The 18,501-nt window shown below is 39.4% G+C and carries 16 protein-coding genes and 1 riboswitch; of the genes, 2 read left to right on the top strand and 14 right to left on the bottom strand.

The features are described from left to right. Positions 1 to 65: 65 nt before the first annotated feature. The 4 genes from purK to FFM68_RS06075 all read right to left on the bottom strand — a co-directional run bounded on the left by purK (position 66) and on the right by FFM68_RS06075 (position 3,777). Positions 66 to 1,187, bottom strand: a complete 1,122-nt coding sequence (gene purK, locus FFM68_RS06090; RefSeq protein WP_174784504.1) for a 5-(carboxyamino)imidazole ribonucleotide synthase — start codon at positions 1,185 to 1,187, stop codon at positions 66 to 68. Further along, positions 1,180 to 1,668, bottom strand: coding sequence for a 5-(carboxyamino)imidazole ribonucleotide mutase (gene purE / locus FFM68_RS06085; RefSeq protein WP_137618536.1), 489 nt, complete (start codon positions 1,666 to 1,668; stop codon positions 1,180 to 1,182). Before purE ends, purK begins: the two co-directional genes overlap by 8 nt. A gap of 242 nt (positions 1,669 to 1,910) precedes the next feature. Continuing rightward, the gene (locus FFM68_RS06080) at positions 1,911 to 3,194 is read right to left on the bottom strand and encodes a nucleobase:cation symporter-2 family protein (RefSeq protein WP_137618535.1); all 1,284 of its coding nucleotides are present in this window, start codon (positions 3,192 to 3,194) and stop codon (positions 1,911 to 1,913) included. A gap of 1 nt (position 3,195) precedes the next feature. Then, a complete protein-coding gene (locus FFM68_RS06075; protein WP_137618534.1) occupies positions 3,196 to 3,777 on the bottom strand; it encodes a xanthine phosphoribosyltransferase in 582 nt (193 codons plus the stop codon). A 76-nt stretch (positions 3,778 to 3,853) separates the two neighbouring features. Then, a riboswitch (purine riboswitch) is annotated at positions 3,854 to 3,951 on the bottom strand. A 241-nt stretch (positions 3,952 to 4,192) separates the two neighbouring features. On the opposite strand from FFM68_RS06075, the gene FFM68_RS06070 reads away from it, so the two are divergent. Beyond that, entirely contained in the window at positions 4,193 to 5,110 is a 918-nt protein-coding gene (locus FFM68_RS06070) for a magnesium transporter CorA family protein (protein ID WP_137618533.1), read from the top strand. 49 nt (positions 5,111 to 5,159) lie between these two features. Here FFM68_RS06070 and tdcB read toward each other — a convergent pair whose 3' ends face one another. The 6 genes from tdcB to clpB form a co-directional block, all read right to left on the bottom strand. Further along, positions 5,160 to 6,167 carry a bifunctional threonine ammonia-lyase/L-serine ammonia-lyase TdcB gene (gene tdcB / locus FFM68_RS06065; RefSeq protein WP_137618532.1) on the bottom strand — a complete coding sequence of 336 codons (1,008 nt, stop codon included), beginning with the start codon at positions 6,165 to 6,167 and terminating at the stop codon, positions 5,160 to 5,162. After that, positions 6,167 to 7,276, bottom strand: coding sequence for an alanine dehydrogenase (ald, locus tag FFM68_RS06060; RefSeq protein ID WP_137618531.1), 1,110 nt, complete (start codon positions 7,274 to 7,276; stop codon positions 6,167 to 6,169). The genes tdcB and ald overlap by 1 nt, the downstream gene beginning before the upstream one ends. A 466-nt stretch (positions 7,277 to 7,742) precedes the next feature. Continuing rightward, positions 7,743 to 8,192, bottom strand: a complete 450-nt coding sequence (locus FFM68_RS06055; protein WP_137618530.1) for a Fur family transcriptional regulator — start codon at positions 8,190 to 8,192, stop codon at positions 7,743 to 7,745. 93 nt (positions 8,193 to 8,285) lie between these two features. Then, the gene (gene cysK, locus FFM68_RS06050) at positions 8,286 to 9,215 is read right to left on the bottom strand and encodes a cysteine synthase A (RefSeq protein WP_137618529.1); all 930 of its coding nucleotides are present in this window, start codon (positions 9,213 to 9,215) and stop codon (positions 8,286 to 8,288) included. A 168-nt stretch (positions 9,216 to 9,383) separates the two neighbouring features. Then, entirely contained in the window at positions 9,384 to 10,241 is an 858-nt protein-coding gene (locus FFM68_RS06045; RefSeq protein WP_137618528.1) for a glucosaminidase domain-containing protein, read from the bottom strand. A gap of 249 nt (positions 10,242 to 10,490) precedes the next feature. Then, positions 10,491 to 13,106 carry an ATP-dependent chaperone ClpB gene (clpB, locus tag FFM68_RS06040; protein WP_137618527.1) on the bottom strand — a complete coding sequence of 872 codons (2,616 nt, stop codon included), beginning with the start codon at positions 13,104 to 13,106 and terminating at the stop codon, positions 10,491 to 10,493. A 157-nt stretch (positions 13,107 to 13,263) separates the two neighbouring features. Here clpB and FFM68_RS06035 point away from each other — a divergent pair, with 157 nt between their 5' ends. Further along, a complete protein-coding gene (locus FFM68_RS06035) occupies positions 13,264 to 14,274 on the top strand; it encodes a zinc-binding alcohol dehydrogenase family protein (RefSeq protein WP_137618526.1) in 1,011 nt (336 codons plus the stop codon). Positions 14,275 to 14,295: 21 nt separating this feature from the next. Here FFM68_RS06035 and FFM68_RS06030 read toward each other — a convergent pair whose 3' ends face one another. The 4 genes from FFM68_RS06030 to FFM68_RS06015 form a co-directional block, all read right to left on the bottom strand. Further along, entirely contained in the window at positions 14,296 to 15,330 is a 1,035-nt protein-coding gene (locus FFM68_RS06030; protein WP_137618525.1) for a lysylphosphatidylglycerol synthase transmembrane domain-containing protein, read from the bottom strand. Between the two features lie 98 nt (positions 15,331 to 15,428). Further along, entirely contained in the window at positions 15,429 to 16,658 is a 1,230-nt protein-coding gene (gene pepT, locus FFM68_RS06025) for a peptidase T (RefSeq protein WP_137618524.1), read from the bottom strand. Between the two features lie 23 nt (positions 16,659 to 16,681). Then, the gene (locus FFM68_RS06020; RefSeq protein ID WP_137618523.1) at positions 16,682 to 17,797 is read right to left on the bottom strand and encodes a Nif3-like dinuclear metal center hexameric protein; all 1,116 of its coding nucleotides are present in this window, start codon (positions 17,795 to 17,797) and stop codon (positions 16,682 to 16,684) included. Beyond that, complete coding sequence (locus FFM68_RS06015) at positions 17,784 to 18,497, bottom strand: tRNA (adenine(22)-N(1))-methyltransferase (RefSeq protein ID WP_137618522.1); 714 nt, start codon at positions 18,495 to 18,497, stop codon at positions 17,784 to 17,786. Before FFM68_RS06015 ends, FFM68_RS06020 begins: the two co-directional genes overlap by 14 nt. Positions 18,498 to 18,501: the final 4 nt, after the last annotated feature.

The following is an 18,501-nucleotide window of genomic DNA, read 5'->3' as shown; positions in this document are numbered from 1 at the left end:
CTTTTTCTCTACTAATTGAAGGAATCTCTTTAATAGAAATCCTTTTACTATCTAAAGCTAGCTTATTAGTCCCACGTCTCCGTTTTTTTGACATCGTCCAACGTCCGTTGGATACTGTCCGTCAAAATCGTGATATGGCCCATTTTACGACCTTTTTTTGGCTGGGCTTTTCCGTAGTAATGAAAATGCCAGTCCGGCCATAAATCAATCAGCTCATATGTTTTCAATAAATTTTCACCTAAAATATTGACCATCACTGCATTCGATAATAATTTTGGTTCGCTCAACGGCCAGCCACAGATTCCGCGAATATGCGCCTCAAATTGACTCATTGTGCAAGCTTCGATCGTGTAGTGCCCTGAATTGTGCGGCCGCGGGGCGATCTCATTAACATATAATGCGCCAGCTGTTGTCAAGAAAAATTCAACACAAAGCGTTCCAACTAAATCTACTCCTTGAGCGATCACTTTTGCGATTCGACTGGCTTCTTTTGCAACAGCCACATCAATTCCTGCTGGCGCAATTGTCTCATGAAGAATATTGTTTCGATGAATGTTTTCTACTACTGGGAAAGTTACATAGTCGCCCAGATTATTGCCTGCAACTTGGACAGATAGTTCTTTTTCAAATGGAATCCATGCTTCTAAAACACACGTTCCTTGCCGCAAAAGATTCATTGACGGTGCCAAATCAGCAGTGCTTCTTAATACATATTGTCCATGCCCATCGTAACCGCCGCGAGTTGTTTTTAACACACAAGGATAACCGATCCCTTCAATCGCATCTTGAATATCTGTTGGACTGATAATTGTTGCATAGGGCGCGATCACAATATTGTTACTTTCTAAAAAAGACTTTTCCATCAAACGATCTTGACTGATCGCTAATAAATCGGTACCTTGTGGAATATTCGCAAAATGTTGAATATGATTGATGGTATCGACATCAACATTTTCAAATTCATAAGTGATCACTTGCGATCTGCGGGCCATCTCTTCTAAAGCCGTTTGATCGTCATAATCGGCAACGATGTGCCAATCTGAAACTTGTGCAGCCGGACAGTCTCCCGTCGGATCGATCACGCCTGTACGAAATCCCATTTCCTTTGCGCTGATAGCCATCATGCGGCCTAATTGCCCTCCGCCTACGATCCCAATCGTAGAGCCTGGTTGTAACGATTTAACCAAGTCGCTCACTACTTTCTAATACAGTTTCTGTCATTCGCTGACGTTTTTCTTCCAAACGATCAGCTACGTTTTTATCATACATGGAAAGCATCTGTGCCGCAAGTAGTCCTGCATTCGTTGCACCCGCTTTTCCAATCGCGGTTGTAGCTACAGGTACTCCTCCTGGCATCTGCACAATCGACAACAACGAGTCTAATCCATTCAACGCTTTCGATTGGACCGGTACACCAATCACCGGCAATGTAGTCTTTGCCGCCACCATTCCAGGTAAGTGCGCCGCGCCACCAGCACCAGCAATGATAACTTTGATCCCACGCACACGGGCTTTTTCGGCAAATTCGAACATTAGATCCGGCGTTCGGTGAGCTGAAATGACCCGTTTTTCATATTCGATTTCTAATTCATCAAGACTGTCGCAGGCATATTTCATCGTCTCCCAATCTGATGTACTGCCCATGATTACTGCAACTTCTAAAGTCATAATCTGCTCCTTTTCCTATTAAGAATGATTTTTTGACACAATTTGAAAGATCTTCATACACGCAATATTCAACCTATCGCAAAATAAAAAACAAAACTGACGCCTCTAAGTTATCCAAACATATTTTAGCAAGAGCGATTTAGTAAGTCAAAATAAAATTCGAATATTAAACAAAATAAATATGATAACGTTCGTGTTTATTTCGTATAAAAAGAGAGACGCAGCTCACACCGCGTCTTCTTTTATTTTGTTTCTCTTTCATAACCGTGGAATATAAGGTTCAAAACAATCGCTGACAAACTGCTCATTACAATTCCGTTTCCTGTAAACATTTGCAAGGTTTCAGGCAACTTCGCAAACAAAGTCGGCATCGAATTGAAACCTAACCCAAACCCAATTGAGATTGCAATGATCAATAGATTTTTTTCGTCATTATAATTAACTTTTGACAACATCTTCATTCCTTGAACAGCCACCATACCGAACATTACCAACATTCCACCGCCTAAAACAGGTTCAGGAATAATCTGAGCTAAAGCTCCAACTTTAGGAAAAAGTCCTAAGATAATCAAAAAGATCGCTGAGAAATAGATGGGGCGACGCGTCTTTATTCCAGACAACTGAACCAAACCGACATTTTGAGAAAACCCTGTATATGGAAAAGTATTGAACAATCCGCCCAATACGACTGCTAAACCTTCTGCTCGGTATCCACGTTTCAAATCGTCTTCTTTGATTTTCTTACCTACAATATCACCTAAAGCAAAGTAAACGCCCGTCGATTCAACCATACTGACAATAGAGATAATAATCATTAATAGGATTGAAAATGGTTCAAACTTTGGTGTTCCAAAATAAAATGGTTGTGGGACATGAAACATCGGCGCATGTCCAATCGCAGCTAAATCAACTTTACCTAAAAATGCAGCTAAGACTGTACCAGCGACTAGGCCAACTAAGACCGCAATCGAGCGGACAAATCCTCGACCGAATACTTGCACCGCTAAAATCAAGAGAATTGTTACAGCAGCTAATACTAAGTTTGTAGGATCACCGAAGCTCGGAGCAGCCGCATCCCCGCCACCCATTTTGGTAATCGCAACTGGGATCAATGTCAAACCGATCGTCGTAATGACCGTACCTGTGACGATTGGCGGAAATAATTTTTCAACCTTTGAAAAGAAGCCGGCAATCAGAACAACAAAAACTCCCGCTGCAATAATCGAGCCGTAAACGGTTCCTACGCCTTGCTTTTGACCAATCAAGATCAATGGAGCCACTGCTTGGATTGCACAGCCTAAAACGACTGGTAAGCCAATCCCAAAAAATTTATTGACTGTCAATTGCAGCAATGTCGCAATCCCACACATAAAAATATCAATCGAAATCAAGTATGTCATCTGTGCTTCATTAAAACCTAATCCTGTTCCGATCAAAAGCGGTACCGCAACTGCTCCAGCATACATCGCTAATAAATGCTGCAATCCTAAAACTGCTGATTTTCCATTTCCCGTTTCATTTGTCACTTTATGCATCCTCCTTGATAAATGTTATTTCACCATCATGTAAGGAAGCAATTCTCGCTAAAGAAACAACCGGAATATCCATGTCTTCAATCAACTGACGCCCGTCTTGGAAGGATTTTTCAATCAAGATTCCGATCCCAGCAACGCTTGCCCCCGCTTGTTGACACAATTCGATTAATCCTTTTGCAGCTTGGCCGTTTGCCAAGAAATCATCGACTAACAAGACATTGTCCTCTGCAGAAAGAAATTTACGAGAAATAGAAATGGTGCTAGTTACTTGTTTAGTGAATGAATAAACAGAGGCGGTCAAAAGTTCTTCATCCATCGTTAAACTTTTTGATTTGCGAGCAAAGATCATCGGCACATTCAATGCTTGCGCAGCGTAGACAGCCGGTGCGATACCAGATGCTTCGATGGTAACTACTTTAGTGATTTTTTTATCTGCAAATACTTCTGCCAGACGTTTGCCCATTGCATCCATCAATTCAGGATCCACTTGGTGAGTGATAAATTCATCAACTTTTAAAACACCCTCACCCAAAACTCGGCCATTACTTTTGATGCGATCTGTTAATTCTTTCATTATCTTTTCTCCTTTTCTTGTCGTTTTTTGATTAATACAAAAAACGCACCTCATCTGCAAAGCAAAAAAGGTACGTAACCGTACGATTTTTACTTATAGTCTTGTGTTTACGGCACAAGGTAGAAACTGTCATCCATATTATGACGATATATAAGTTTACTATAGTGAAAATTTCCACTATAGTTTATGAAATATGAAAACTATTATATCAAATACTGTTGTCCTGTAAACCAGAATCTTTACAAATGAGAAGATTTATAGCTGAATTAAATGGTTGTCTCACTTTTTCTCAAAAAAATCCTTCTATAATATGTACAGAAAAAAACGAGCGATTGAATGATTCAAAATAATTGGCAATCATCTAGTAATTTGAGATGATTAACTAAAGCTGAGCCAAAACAAGGAGGTTCTTCTGTTGATTGATTACTTTTATATTTCAAATGATGGCTTGCAAAAAAATAAACAGCAAGCCAATTGGTTAGCTGTCTCCGATCCGACTGACGCTGAAAAAGAACAACTAGTAGCAGATTATGAATTACCTAGAAATTTCTTTTCGTTTGGACGAGACTTTTCGAATGTTTCTTTTTTTAAAAAATACCAAACAGACGATGAAAAATCACTTTGTTTGATGCTTTTTATCGACATTCAATCTATCCACCGACCTGAGTCTCTATCTTCGACTGTAACAGTTTTTTTAACCTCGGACATTTTGATTACCGTAAGTGAAAAATCATTGATCACTCAAGTTTTGAACACGTTTAAAACTGAAATTTTCACTAAAGCTGGTCTGATTTTACATACTTTACAGATAATCAATGAACATTATCTGGCCTTTTTAAAAGAACAGCGTAAAACGATTGAAGAAATCAGTTACGGGACGACTAAAGGCTCAAATAAAAATATTTTAGAAAAAGCGACTGATACCGAAAAAAATCTCGTTTATATCGACAATTTATTAAAAGAACAGCGCAAAACAGTCACACAGTTATTGGAGTCTGAATTGGTTTATTCCGATCGCGACTTAGCGATCGAACTTGAACTTCAAACCAAACAAGCGACGACTTCTGTTCAGATTTATCGCGAGATGTTGAGTTCGATCAGCGGACTGATCGATAGTATGATGGACAATCGATTGAATCAATTAATGAAGTTTCTGAATACAGCCTCGCTTTTACTGGCGTTGCCGACGTTGATTTTCAGCCTATGGGGAATTAACACCGGCGGGCTGCTCTGGCGCGACTCTGAACTTGGTTCATTCTTAGTCGTATTGCTGGCGCTGATCGTTTCCATTGTCAGTGGTATCTATCTCTTCAGAAAAGATTACAACGCATAAAAGACAAAAATGAAAAAGGTGCGACAATCTTGTCGCACCTCTTTTTTGCCTATTTTAATTCGTTCGCTACTGAGAAGTGTCCGATAACATCTGTGATCCGGTTCAAGTCAACATTTCCGCCAGATACGACAGCAACGACTTTCTTACCATTCACATATTTATCCACTTTACCAGAAAGAATGGCTGCTGTTGCTAAACCGCCAGCACCTTCCACAACGATCTTCGTCCGTTGGATCAAATCTTTCATCGCAAGTTCGATTTCTTGTTCAGATACTGTAACCATATCGTCCACAAGTTCTTCTACTACTTCAAAAGTAAGATTTCCTGGGAATTCAACTGCACATCCGTCAGCGATTGTTGCGGCTTCCTTATGACCCACTTTTTTACCTGCACGGAATGATGCTGTCATTCCATGGATGTTGTCAGCTTGGACACCAATGATATTGATGTTCGGGTTAAACGTCTTCATTGCTACAGCGATCCCTGCGATCAATCCGCCGCCACCGACAGGAACGATTACAGTATCGACATCCCAAATAGAATCAAGGATTTCAAGACCGATTGTTCCTTGGCCTGCCATTACAAATTCATCATCGTAAGGAGGGATGTAAGTTACACCAGTTTCTTCAACGATTTTTTCACAGTAAGCTTTTGCTTCATCGAATCCAGAACCATGAAGGATAACTTTCGAACCATAACCTTCAGTAGCTTCGACTTTTGCTTTAGGTGCTGTTTCTGGCATAACAATCGTACTTTCGATTCCTAATAATTTAGAAGTCAATGCGACCCCTTGTGCGTGGTTTCCGGCTGAAACAGCAATAACGCCTTTATCTTTTTCCGCTTGAGTTAAATGAGCGATCTTATTGAATGCACCGCGGAATTTAAATGAACCTGTCAATTGCATATTTTCTAATTTCAAGAATACTTGACCGCCAGTTTGGGCAGTTAAGAACATTGATTGGATCAATGGTGTTACACGACCATATTGTTTTACCACATTTTTTGCTTCATGGATATCTTCAATAGATACAGGTAGATCTGCCATTGTTTCAGTCATTACAAAACATCTCCTACTCCAGTATAAGGAACATCGATTGAATCTGCTAATGCTTTAGAAACTACTTTACCATTGTAAATACTTAAACCTGAAAATAATGATTCATCAGCTTTCAATGCTTCGTCTAACCCTTTCACACTAACTTCTTTAAGGAATGAAACATTTCCTTTCGCTAGAGCGATTGTTGCTGTTCTTGGTGTAGCACCTGGCATATTAGGAACAGCATAATGGATCACACCATGTTTAGTAAATACTGGATCTGCATGGTTCGTTGGTTTGTCGATTGTTTCAACTGTACCACCTTGGTCGATTGCGATATCAACGATTACAGAACCTGGTTTCATTGATTCAACCATGTATTCTTTTACTAATTTTGGTGGCTTAGCTCCTGGAATCAAAATTGTTGAAATAAATACATCTGCTTCTTTGATTTTTGCTTCTAAGTTTTCAGTATTTGAAACAATTACATCTACATTATGATCTTTGTAACGATCTTGTAATTGTTTGATTCGTTTTTCGTTCACTTCAAGAATGATTACGTGACAGCCAATACCAACAGCCATGTCTGCTGCATTTTCAGCTGCATTTCCGCCGCCTAAAATAACGATAGTTCCAGCTTCGACACCGTCGATTCCAGGAAGTAAGATTCCTTCGCCGCCATGTTGTTTTTCTAAATAATATTGGCCTAAATTAACTGCACGACGTCCAGCGATAGCACTCATTGGTTTCAACAATTCTAAAACGCCGTTGATTGAAATGTTTTCGCCAGATAAAGCTGTAACGCCAACTTCCATCATTTTCTCAACACAAGCTTTATTTGCAGCTAAATGCAAGAAGCCCCAAATGATTTGGCCTTTTTTGAAATAGTGGTATTCGCTTTCCATAGGTTCTTTAACTTTAACGATCAAATCAGCAGTCCACGCTGTATCAGTGTCCACGATTTTACCGCCAGCTTCGATATATTGTTCATTGGTGAAGCCTGAACCTGCACCAGCATTATCATCAACTAGTACTTCATTTCCTGCTTCAACTAAAATTTTAACATTTTCAGGGGTCATGCCTACGCGTGCCTCACCTTGTTTTGGATCTTTGATTACGCCAATTTTCACAGTAAATCACTCCTATAGAATTATTATCGAAGTTCTTCAACTTCTGAACATGTTTACTATATCACAATGATTTATTGAAACAACAATCACACCTCAAGTGTTATTGATATCTCATTATTCTGAAATTCATCCTCATTTTATTAAACTAAAAAGAACTAAAACGTTGTTATTACAGTATTTACAAATAATAGTTTTATCATTTTACCTGATGTTGTTCTCTTTAAATAGTTTTTTTAATAAATAAAATCGCAAACGTTATCAGTTTTTTATGTGATTATTCTAATTTGTGAAATCATTCAATTTCGATCATCTTCTTAAAAATAAATTACTGAAGGGCTTTTAGTCCGACTTAACCGAACTATTCAAGCGGCTTCCACCTAAACAATCGATTTGATTAAACAAAAATAGCCTGCAGATCGTAAATGATCTACAGGCTAAAAAAATATTTTTTTATGACTGATCTCAGCTAAGCAGTCGCGCCATCTTCAGCTTTCTTTTGACAATCTGGGCATAAGCCATAAACTTCCAAACGGTGCTTGTTAACTTGATAACCCGTTAGTTTACTCGATGCCATCTCAACATCTTCTAATCCAGGATAGAAAAAGTCAACGATTTTCCCACACTCTGTACAAATCGCATGATAATGTTGTTTGTTAGTATAATCAAAACGGCTTGCCGCATCGCCATAATTCATTTCTTGGACGATTCCGATTTCAACAAATTTTCTCAAGTTATTGTACACTGTAGCCACACTCATGTTTTGGAAGCGACTTTCAAGGGAGCGAAAAATCTCATCGGCTGTTGGATGACTACGATATTGGATCAGATACTCTAAAATGGCATAACGCTGCGGCGTAATTCTGACTCCGCTGGCTTTTAATCCTTTAACCGCTTGGTCAACTGCCTCATTTACCATATAAGCCCCTCCTATTCATATTCTCAGTTAAATAATACTATTATCTGAGGGGAAATACTAGTTTAGAATCAAAAATTAATAATTTTCATAAAACTATTGATTAAATTGAAACAATTCAGTAGATAAATAGCGTTCGCCATTATCTGGTAATAAAACTAGAACTTTCTGATCAGGATTCATTTTCTTCGCTACTTCAATTGCCGCAAACAATGCAGCACCAGAAGAAACGCCAACTAAAATCCCTTCTTTTTTCGCAATTTCACGCGCTGTCTCGATCGCATCGTCCCCTTTTACTGCTAAGACCTCATCATAGACGGCCGTATCTAAAACACTTGGAATAAACCCTGCACCAATTCCTTGGATTTTATGCGGGCCTGGCTGACCGCCCTCTAAAACAGCGGATTCCACAGGTTCGACTGCATAAATTTTAATCTCTTTATACATCCGCTTTAATTCATTTCCTACTCCTGTGATCGTTCCGCCAGTGCCGACACCGGCAACAAAAGCATCCAACCCATGGGTCTCAAAAACATCAACGATCTCTCTAGCCGTTGTTTCTTCATGAACCTTTGGATTTGACGGATTATCAAACTGCGCGGGGATAAAACCATTATTTTCTTCAGCTAATTCTTTTGCTTTTGCAATTGCACCTTTCATTCCATCGGCACCTGGTGTTAAAACTAACTCTGCACCATAGGCTTGCATCAATTTACGACGTTCGACGCTCATCGTATCCGGCATTACTAACGTTACAGGATAGCCTTTTGCAGCCCCAACCATCGCCAAACCGATACCGGTATTTCCAGAAGTCGGCTCAATAATCGGCATTCCAGCTTTCAACCTGCCATTTTTTTCTGCATCTTCGATCATTCGCAATGCAATCCGATCTTTTACGCTACCGCCAGGATTAAATGATTCTAACTTAACAAAAATCTGCGCCATATTATCTGTTGTCATATTGTTAAGTTTAACAATTGGCGTTTCACCGATCGTATCCAAAATTGAGTCATAAATTTTTGTCATGCTTCCTCGCTCCATTCCTTATCTTCTATAAATATATTAACGAATAATGAGAGAAGATGCGAGGATTTCGACTTTTAAAGCCTTTCCTTGATCTGCATTTGCCACATTTAAATCAACCGGTTAAATAAGCAAAAAAAGATGGAGCCTTTTGCTCCATCTTTAGAAAAATCAAATTGTGATTGTATCGCCTGGCATAATCGTCGTCTCAGTACTCCAACCATTATCTGCTAGTAATTGATCAACACTGATGCCGAATTTTTCTGCAATTCCCCAGACTGAATCGCCTGACTGAACCGTATACGATTGTCCACTTGCTGAAGCAGTGGTTGTTTGTGCTGCTTGTGTTGTTTCTGTACTTTGACTTTGCGTCGTCGTTTGTACCGCTGTACCCGCTCCTGGTGTATCAAAACGAGTTAGATTATATGATTGGATCAAAGAAATCAACTTGCCTGCATAACCTGGATCTGTCGCGTAACGGCCAGTTAAATAGACGGCCGCATCTTGATAGCTGTTAGTATGACTTTTACGTGCGCCAGCATAATATGAACTAGCTAGTAAACTCGCATGCGCTTGAAACGCTTCGCCGTAACTGTTGTATACAGCAAATGGTTCATCCATCGTTACCCATTGTCCGTTCAAATACTCTTGCGTTCCCATCGTCACCGATGCTCCACCGCCGTATTCTTTTACACCAAACAAATTATAGTAAGGTGCCGCTGATAATTGAGAAGATCCGAAACCAGTTTCAACTAACGCTTGAGCAACCATAATTGAGGCATAGAGGTCGTTGGCTGATGAAACTTGCATTGCTGAAGCACCTAATTGTTCGATAAACGCAGATTGGTTTTGTGCTTGACCTGTTTCTGCCGCACTTACTTCAACTGTGTTCATGCTTAAAACAGCCGGCGATAGGATCATCGCTGTTCCTAACAAAGGGACCGTTTTTTTCGCAACTTTTAGTTTTTTTGCTTTTTGCTGCATTCTTATATAATTGTATTTTTCGGTACGGGTTTTAAATTGATTCATCATATACCTCCAAGAAACCTTTACAGAGCTCTTCATTTTAATTTCTTTTAAAAGTATAATCTAAGAATCCCTAACAAACAATTCAAATCCTTTAAATTCACTAATTTGTCACGGCATCGTAATATGTGTAATAAAAAAGTTAATTTGTTGCTATTCAATAATCCTTGATTTTTTAAAAGAGCCGAAATTACTCAAACAGTCGCATCAAATGCAAATGTCTTGCTGTTTGATGCGACTACTGTTTTATTTCTATTTATTTGCTGACTCATCTGTATCTAGTTGATTCTGAAAAATCAATTGATCATTCCATAATTCGATTGCTACTGTTGTCTTTGGCATCACGCGACCGGCAATGATCTCCTTCGCTAAAGGTGTTTCAACTTCTCGAGTAATGAACCGTTTCAATGGTCGCGCCCCATATTGTGGCTCGTAGGCTTTTTCCGCAATCCAAGTTTTGGCATCTTCAGTAATATTCAACTGAATTTCTTGTTCTTCTAACCGATGAGATAACTGTTGAATAATTTTCTCGACGATTCCTTTGACATCAGCCAAACTTAATGGCGTAAATAAAATCGTATCATCAATTCGATTTAAGAATTCCGGTTTGAAATGTCCACGCAATAGTTCAAAAACTTGTTCTTTTGTTGTTTCAGGGATTTCCCCGTCTGCCGTCACACCATTCAAGAGTACTTGCGAACCGATGTTACTTGTCATGATCAAAACGGTATTTTTAAAGTCGACTAACCGTCCTTTTGAATCGGTCAAACGTCCATCATCTAAGACTTGCAATAAAATATTGAAGACATCTGGATGCGCTTTTTCAATTTCGTCAAGCAAAATGATCGTATACGGATTCCGGCGAACGGCTTCTGTTAATTGTCCGCCTTCTTCATATCCGACATAACCTGGAGGAGCTCCTACTAATCGTGATACTGAATGTTTCTCCATGTACTCACTCATATCGATCCGAACCATATGATTTTCTGAATCGAATAAATTTTCCGCCAAGGCTTTTGCAAGTTCGGTTTTCCCTACACCCGTCGGTCCTAAAAATAAGAATGAGCCTAATGGACGTGCAGGATCTTGTAACCCAGCACGAGAACGTAACACCGCATCACTTACAGCATCAACGGCTTCCTCTTGCCCAATTACACGTTGGTGCAGTGTACTGTTCAAGTTCAATAGTTTTTCCCGTTCGCCCGCAACTAACTTAGTCACAGGAATTCCAGTCAAGCGCCCGACAACTTGAGCGATTTCATTTTCAGTAACCGATTCTTGTACCATTTTAAGGTCGCTCTTTTTATTTTTTTCCTCTAGTTCAGCTAATTCTTTTTCTAAATTCGGAATGGTTCCATGGCGAAGTACCGCAGCCCGTTCCAAATCATAATTATTTTCGGCATCTTCTAATTCATGCTTAGCCTGATCAATTTCCGCCCGCTTGTTAGAAACAACGGCTACTTCTTCTTTTTCTGTCTCCCATTGCAATTTCATCGCATGGGTTTCTTCCCGCAGGTCAGCCAATTCTTCCTGCAAATTTTCTAACCGTTTTTTGCTGGCATCGTCGCTTTCTTTTTTCAGCGCGGCTTCTTCGATTTCTAATTGCATCAAACGACGAGTCGTTTGATCAAGTTCTGTTGGCATCGAGTTCATTTCTACTCGGATACTTGCGCTAGCTTCATCGATCAGATCAATGGCTTTATCTGGCAAAAATCGATCTGTAATGTAACGATCGGATAATGTTGCCGCGGCTACTAACGCATTGTCGTGGATGTTCACACCATGATGAATCTCAAAACGTTCCTTCAAGCCGCGCAAAATACTGATCGTATCTTCGACTGTTGGCTCTTTCACGAGTACTTTTTGGAAACGGCGTTCCAATGCTTTGTCTTTTTCCATATATTGACGGTATTCATCCAATGTCGTCGCACCAATCAAATGCAATTCACCACGTGCCAACATAGGTTTCAACAAATTGCCGGCATCCATACTGCCTTCTGTTTTTCCAGCTCCAACGATATTGTGGATCTCATCAATAAATAGTAAAATTCTTCCGTCTGATTTTTTAACTTCTTTCAAAACTGCCTTTAAGCGTTCCTCAAACTCGCCGCGAAATTTTGCCCCGGCGATCAATGAACCCATATCTAATGAGAAAACGGTTTTGTCTTTTAAATTTTCCGGAACATCTTTACGGACGATCCGTTGAGCTAAGCCTTCCACGATCGCTGTTTTACCAACACCCGGTTCACCAATCAAGACTGGATTATTTTTAGTCTTCCGTGAAAGGATCCGGATCACGTCACGAATCTCTTCGTCACGACCGATTATGGGATCTTGCTTGCCGTTTTTTACTTGTTGAACTAAATCAACGCCATATTTTTCTAATGCTTTATAAGTTTCTTCTTGATTTTGCGAAGTCACTCGATCTCCTCCTCGCATATCTTCAATATTTTTTTGGAGTTCTTTTTCATTCAACCCTTGTTGAACCAAATAGTTCGTCAAAGGATAATTTTTTAATTTCATCAACGCTAAAATGACGATCTCAGTTGATAAGAAGTCGTCGTTAAACGTTTCCCGTAATTGATCTGCTTCATTTAATAACGTAAACAGATTCTGACTCAAATTTTGACCATACTGAACGTTGCCGCTAACAGTTGGATACGCATCAAGCAACTTATCGATTTCTTGTTCAAAGCGTTCGACGTCGATCCTAGCATCTGCATAGAAATTACGACCAAAGTGATCTGGCTGAAGAAAAATTTTCCATACATGCGCGATATCAATTTCTTGATGATGTCTCGTTACAGCGATCTGTTGTGCTTCAGCAATCGCTTCTTGTAAAGTCGTCGTCATTTTTTCGATATTCATAAACATACCTCCGACCTGATTAATAATTTACACTTAAAAGTATATATCATTGGTCAATAAAGGTCAAACAATGTACTTGTTCTGTGCAACGTTTATTATTATGAAGAAAATCAAAATAATGCTACAATTCTTTCATTACTAGAAAGTGAGTGATTCAATGATTTCACGTGTAATTGGATTTGAAAAAGGATTTCTACTTTCGAATGGAAATTATTTTGAAACTTATGAAGTGATGCTTCCTAAACTGAATAAATTTGATCTAGCTGTAAAAAATTTAGCTGTGTCAATCAATCCGATTGATACAAAATTAAGACAAAACGGCAAAGGAATTCCTCAGCCTCACGTTCTTGGTTTTGACAGCGTAGGGATTGTGACCCAATTAGGCAGTCAAGTTGAAAATATTGAGATCGGTGATCGTGTTCTTTTTGCCGGTACGACTAGAAGATTTGGCAGCTATAGCGAAAGTCAAGTCGTCGATTCTCGTATCGTTGCAAAATTGCCAAACAAAATCTCAACAGATGAGGCTGCCGCTCTGCCGTTAACCTTTATTACTGCCTACGAGATGTTATTCGAAAAAATGGGATTGATAGCTGGAGAAAAACAAAATAAAGGAACATTGTTCATTATCAATGGTGCTGGCGGTGTTGGTTCGATTGCGATTCAACTGGCTAAATGGGCTGGTCTGAATGTAATTGCCACTGCCTCACGTAAAGAAAGCAAAGAATGGGTAGAAAGAATGGGTGCTGATTTAGTCATCGATCATCACAAAAATTTGACGAAGCAATTAAACAAACTCGGCTATCAATCAATCCCAAATATTTTGATTCTCCATTCAACTGATCACTATTTTGAAGAAATGTGCGACTTACTCGAACCCTTTGGCCACTTAGGCTCCATTGTAGGATCGAATAAAGATCTGGATCTAGCAAAATTAAAAAATAAATCTGGCAGCTTCGATTGGGAATACATGTTTGCTAAGACGGATTATGATTTTGATGTTGCTTCTCAAGGAAAGATTTTGGAACTCCTCGTTCAGCTGTTGCAAGAGAGAAAAATCAAAAGTACCTTAACGAAGATCATTCCCGGTTTTTCGCCAGAAGTTTTCTATCAAGCCCATCAAATCGTTGAAGAAAATCAAATGATCGGAAAATTGGTCATACATTATTAAACGAAAAGAAGTTAACGACTTTCAGTCGTTAACTTCTTTTTTTGCTTTTTTAAATTCATGATTGATCTGACGTTGTTTAGTAAATAATACATAGATCATGCCGATTAAAAATGGTAATAGATAGGTCGCATAACGATACAAGAGCAATGACGACACTGCATCTACCTTGCCTACGACATTTCGGAATAACAAAACATAAACAAATTCAAAACCGCCGATCCCACCTGGTGCCGGTAAAACACCGCCGAGAATCACGGTGAAACTGATCAGCGCCACCGTCAGCCAAATATCGATAGTCGGATGATCTTGAACCAAAATAAAAAATGGTAATGAATACCAGACGAATAATTTCGCCATGTTTGAACAAAATACGCGGACAACCGCTTTTCGATCACGGATAAATGCTTTGATCGCCGCACGCAATGAATACACTTGATTATTGATGCGGTCAACGATATCCCGTAATTTTTGATGTTTGATTACTCGATTGCAAAAGATCACTAACAATACTTGCGCATTGATGTTCAAACTTAAAATAAGCAATGTTGAAACAATCAGTAAAGTTACTGCTATTCCTGCAATCACTAATAAAGTCCCATTAGCCACATGTTGTTGGATTGCATCGTTTTTCAGTACCAAAAAAAACAACGCCCAAACGATCAATGCGATCTTATAAGTAATCATTCTCAACGCGCTAGTCCCTGTTCCTTCTGAGTATCTCAAGTTTTTTTTGTGATAATAAATTACCTCAGATACAATCGAACCGGTTCCAAATGTGATCACTCGATAGAATGTTGCATACGCAGAAGCAAAAAAACCATCAAGAACAGAAAATTTGCGATTAAATTCGTTTGCGATATTTTTAATGCTGTATCCTTCGATCATTTGACTGATCAATCCAAGAGCGGTGACGCCTAAAAGGACTGGCAGCGAAGTTTTGCCAAGCTCTGCAAAAATTTCACTTAAAGAATCGCGAATCACAAAAATAATCACACCGATCATCACTACAAACAACAAAATATTTAGAATCAATTTACGATTGATAGATAAATTCATTTTTTAGCCTCATTTTTTCTTTATTGCTATAGCCTACCACATGCTAATGGGCAAAAAAAGAAAAAGCTTCAAGTTTCCTCAAAGCTTTTCCCATAAACTTATTTTGCGTTGTTTTCAATGATCTTCACGATCACGTCAACTGCTTTTTCCATTGTTTGTAATGAGACAAATTCAAACCGTCCATGCATGTTTTCGGCGCCGGCAAAGATATTTGGTGTCGGAATACCCATGAATGAGATTTTAGAACCATCTGTACCGCCACGGATTGGTTCGATGATTGGTTTGACATCTACTTCTTCCATCGCACCTTTAGCTAGTTCAATGATGCTCATATCTTTTTCGATGATTTCACCCATATTGTAGTATTGATCGTACATATTGATCTCTACTCGTTCTTGGTCAAATTGGCTGTTCATTTTTTCTTGAATCTCTTTGATCATTTGTTTGCGTGCTTCAAATTTATCGCGATCATGATCACGAACGATATACGTCATTTTTGCTTCTTCCACGTTCCCGTCTAAAGCTAGCAAATGGAAGAACCCTTCGCGACCGTCCGTTTTTTCTGGGCGTTCATCTTCTGGTAATTGATTATGGAAATCAATTGCCATTTGCAACGCATTGATCATCGTATTTTTCGCCGTACCAGGGTGAACGTTTTTTCCGTGCATCGTAATTTCAGCTTGAGCGGCACTGAAAGTTTCATATTGCAATTCCCCGATTGGTCCGCCGTCCATCGTATAAGCAAAGTCTGTATTGAATTCTTTTACATCAAACTTATCTGCTCCGATTCCGATTTCTTCATCAGGACCAAAACCAACCCGAACTTCTCCGTGTTTGATTTCAGGATGAGCGATCAAATATTCCATCGCAGTCATGATTTCAGCGATCCCTGATTTATCATCAGAGCCCAGCAAGGTCGAGCCATCAGTAGTAATCAACGTTTGCCCCGTATAATTTTTTAAATTTGGGAAATCTTTTATGTTTAAAGTATACTTTCCAGCCGCATCTAATTTAATCGTTGATTGGCCGTCATAGTTTTCAACGATTTGCGGATTGACATTTGTCGCATTGAAATCGGCGGTGTCCATATGAGAGATAAATCCGATCGTCCGCGCTTCTTTATCAAGATTACTTGGCAAAGTTGCCATCACATAACCATTCGTCTCGTTATAAGCGATATCTTGCATGCCAATCTCTGCCAATTCTTTCATTAGCTCATGGGCAAAGTCTACCTGTGTTTGAGTCGTTGGTGTTGTGGTGCTTGTCGCATCAGAACGAGTTTCTGTTTTAACATAGTGTAAAAAACGCGGTAATAAATTTTCGTACATAGTACTCTCTCCTTTAATGCTATTTATTTAAATGAAAAAGGATCCGTGGAAACCTCAGATGCAAGGAAATCAACATTCCAGCCTTCTTCATTTTTCCATTGTTCAAATAGAGCCACCATTTTCTCTTTGCACAGCGACTCAATATAGTGTCCCGGGTCGATCACTAACATCCCTGTTTCTTGCATATCATGCGCAGTATGATAGTAAACATCGCCAGTAATATAAACGTCAGCGTTTGCCGCTAAAGCATCACGGTAAAACTTCTCGCCACTTCCGCCACAAATAGCAACCCGCTTGATTGTTTCTTTGTTCGCATGCGGATAGACTACTCGCAGACCTTGCAATCCGAAAACTTTTTTTACTTTTGCAATAAAGTCTTCTGCAGACATCTCATCTTTCAAATTACCGACACGACCAATCCCAAATTTTTCTGGCAAATTATCCAGCGGGTAAAGATCATAGGCTGGTTCTTCGTATGGATGCGCTGCAAACATCGCTGCTAATACTTCAGCTTGCTTGGTCTCAGGAAAGATCACTTCAATTCTGCTTTCTTGAACTTGTTCTGGAATATTTGCTGAACCGATTGCAGGATTTGCCTGACTTGTCGGCGTGAAGCGTCCCGTACCGTTCACTGTAAAAGAAGTCGCCTGATAATTGCCTTGCTCGCCGGCACCAGCTTCAGCTAGTGCTTGGCGCATTTTTTTTGCATCCGTCTGCGGAATATAAACTGCTAATTTTTTCATCTGAACAGTATGGGTATGAACCAAATATTCTGTATCATAAACAGCTAGTGCTTCACAAAACCAATCGTTTAAACCATTGTTGATGATGTCCATATTAGTATGTGCTGCATAGACTGCAATGTCATGTTTGATTAAATCAGCATACATTTTTGTCTGAATATCATCTGTCGTCAGTCGTGAAATCGGTCGAAAAATAGGCGGATGTTTGACAATCAATAAATCAACCTTTTTCGCGATTGCTTCTGCGACAACCGCCGGCCGAACATCTAAACTCATCATGATTTTTTTTACGTCTTTGTTTAGTGTACCGATGTGCAGTCCGACTGGATCGCCTTCTTCAGCCAGCCACTCAGGACAATACTGATTAAAACGTTGGATAAATTCATTTCCCTGCATCTACGAGTACCTCCTTGATCCATTCGATCTCTTGTGCGACTTCCTTGATCTTTTCAGCAACATCTTGATCACTTTGATGTAAACTAGCTAAGATCGTTTCACTCTTGCTTAATTTATGTTGCCATTTTTTTATAAAAATAGGACTTTTCTCAACTAATAAAACCGGACCAAAGAAAAGTTCTTTTGCTGAATAATCTGGTATTGTTTTAGTTTTTTCTGCCACAATGATCTCATAAATTTTATAATTTTCCTCGATCATGGCTTCATCGACGATTTGATAGCCTTCCGCGACCAACCATTGGCGCAATTGACGTTCACCGACATTTGGTTGCAAAATCAAACGTTCTTTGCCAGACAGTCGGTTCTTATCCTTGCCTCGTTGTAAAATATCACGGATCAAAACACCGCCCATGCCACAAATGGTGATGGCAGAAACGTGATCAGCCAGTTCTACTGCCTCAAGTCCATCAGCTAAACGGACAGCAATCTTCTCTTCTAAACCATTCTTTGCCACTTGCCTTTTGGCAGATTCATAAGGACCAGTAACAACTTCACCGGCAATTCCATACGATATTTTTTCTTGTAACATCAAAGCAACTGGCAGATATGCATGATCAGAGCCGATATCAGCTAGAATAGCAGCTGGCGGCACAAATTCTGCAGCTTTTTGTAAACGATTCGATAAATCTTTGGCGTTCATTTTT

Origin of the sequence: Enterococcus xiangfangensis (assembly GCF_005405365.1) — a bacterium.
Classification (GTDB): domain Bacteria; phylum Bacillota; class Bacilli; order Lactobacillales; family Enterococcaceae; genus Enterococcus_A; species Enterococcus_A xiangfangensis.
Note: the sequence above shows the minus strand (reverse complement) of the source record. Positions and strands in the feature narration are given on the sequence as shown.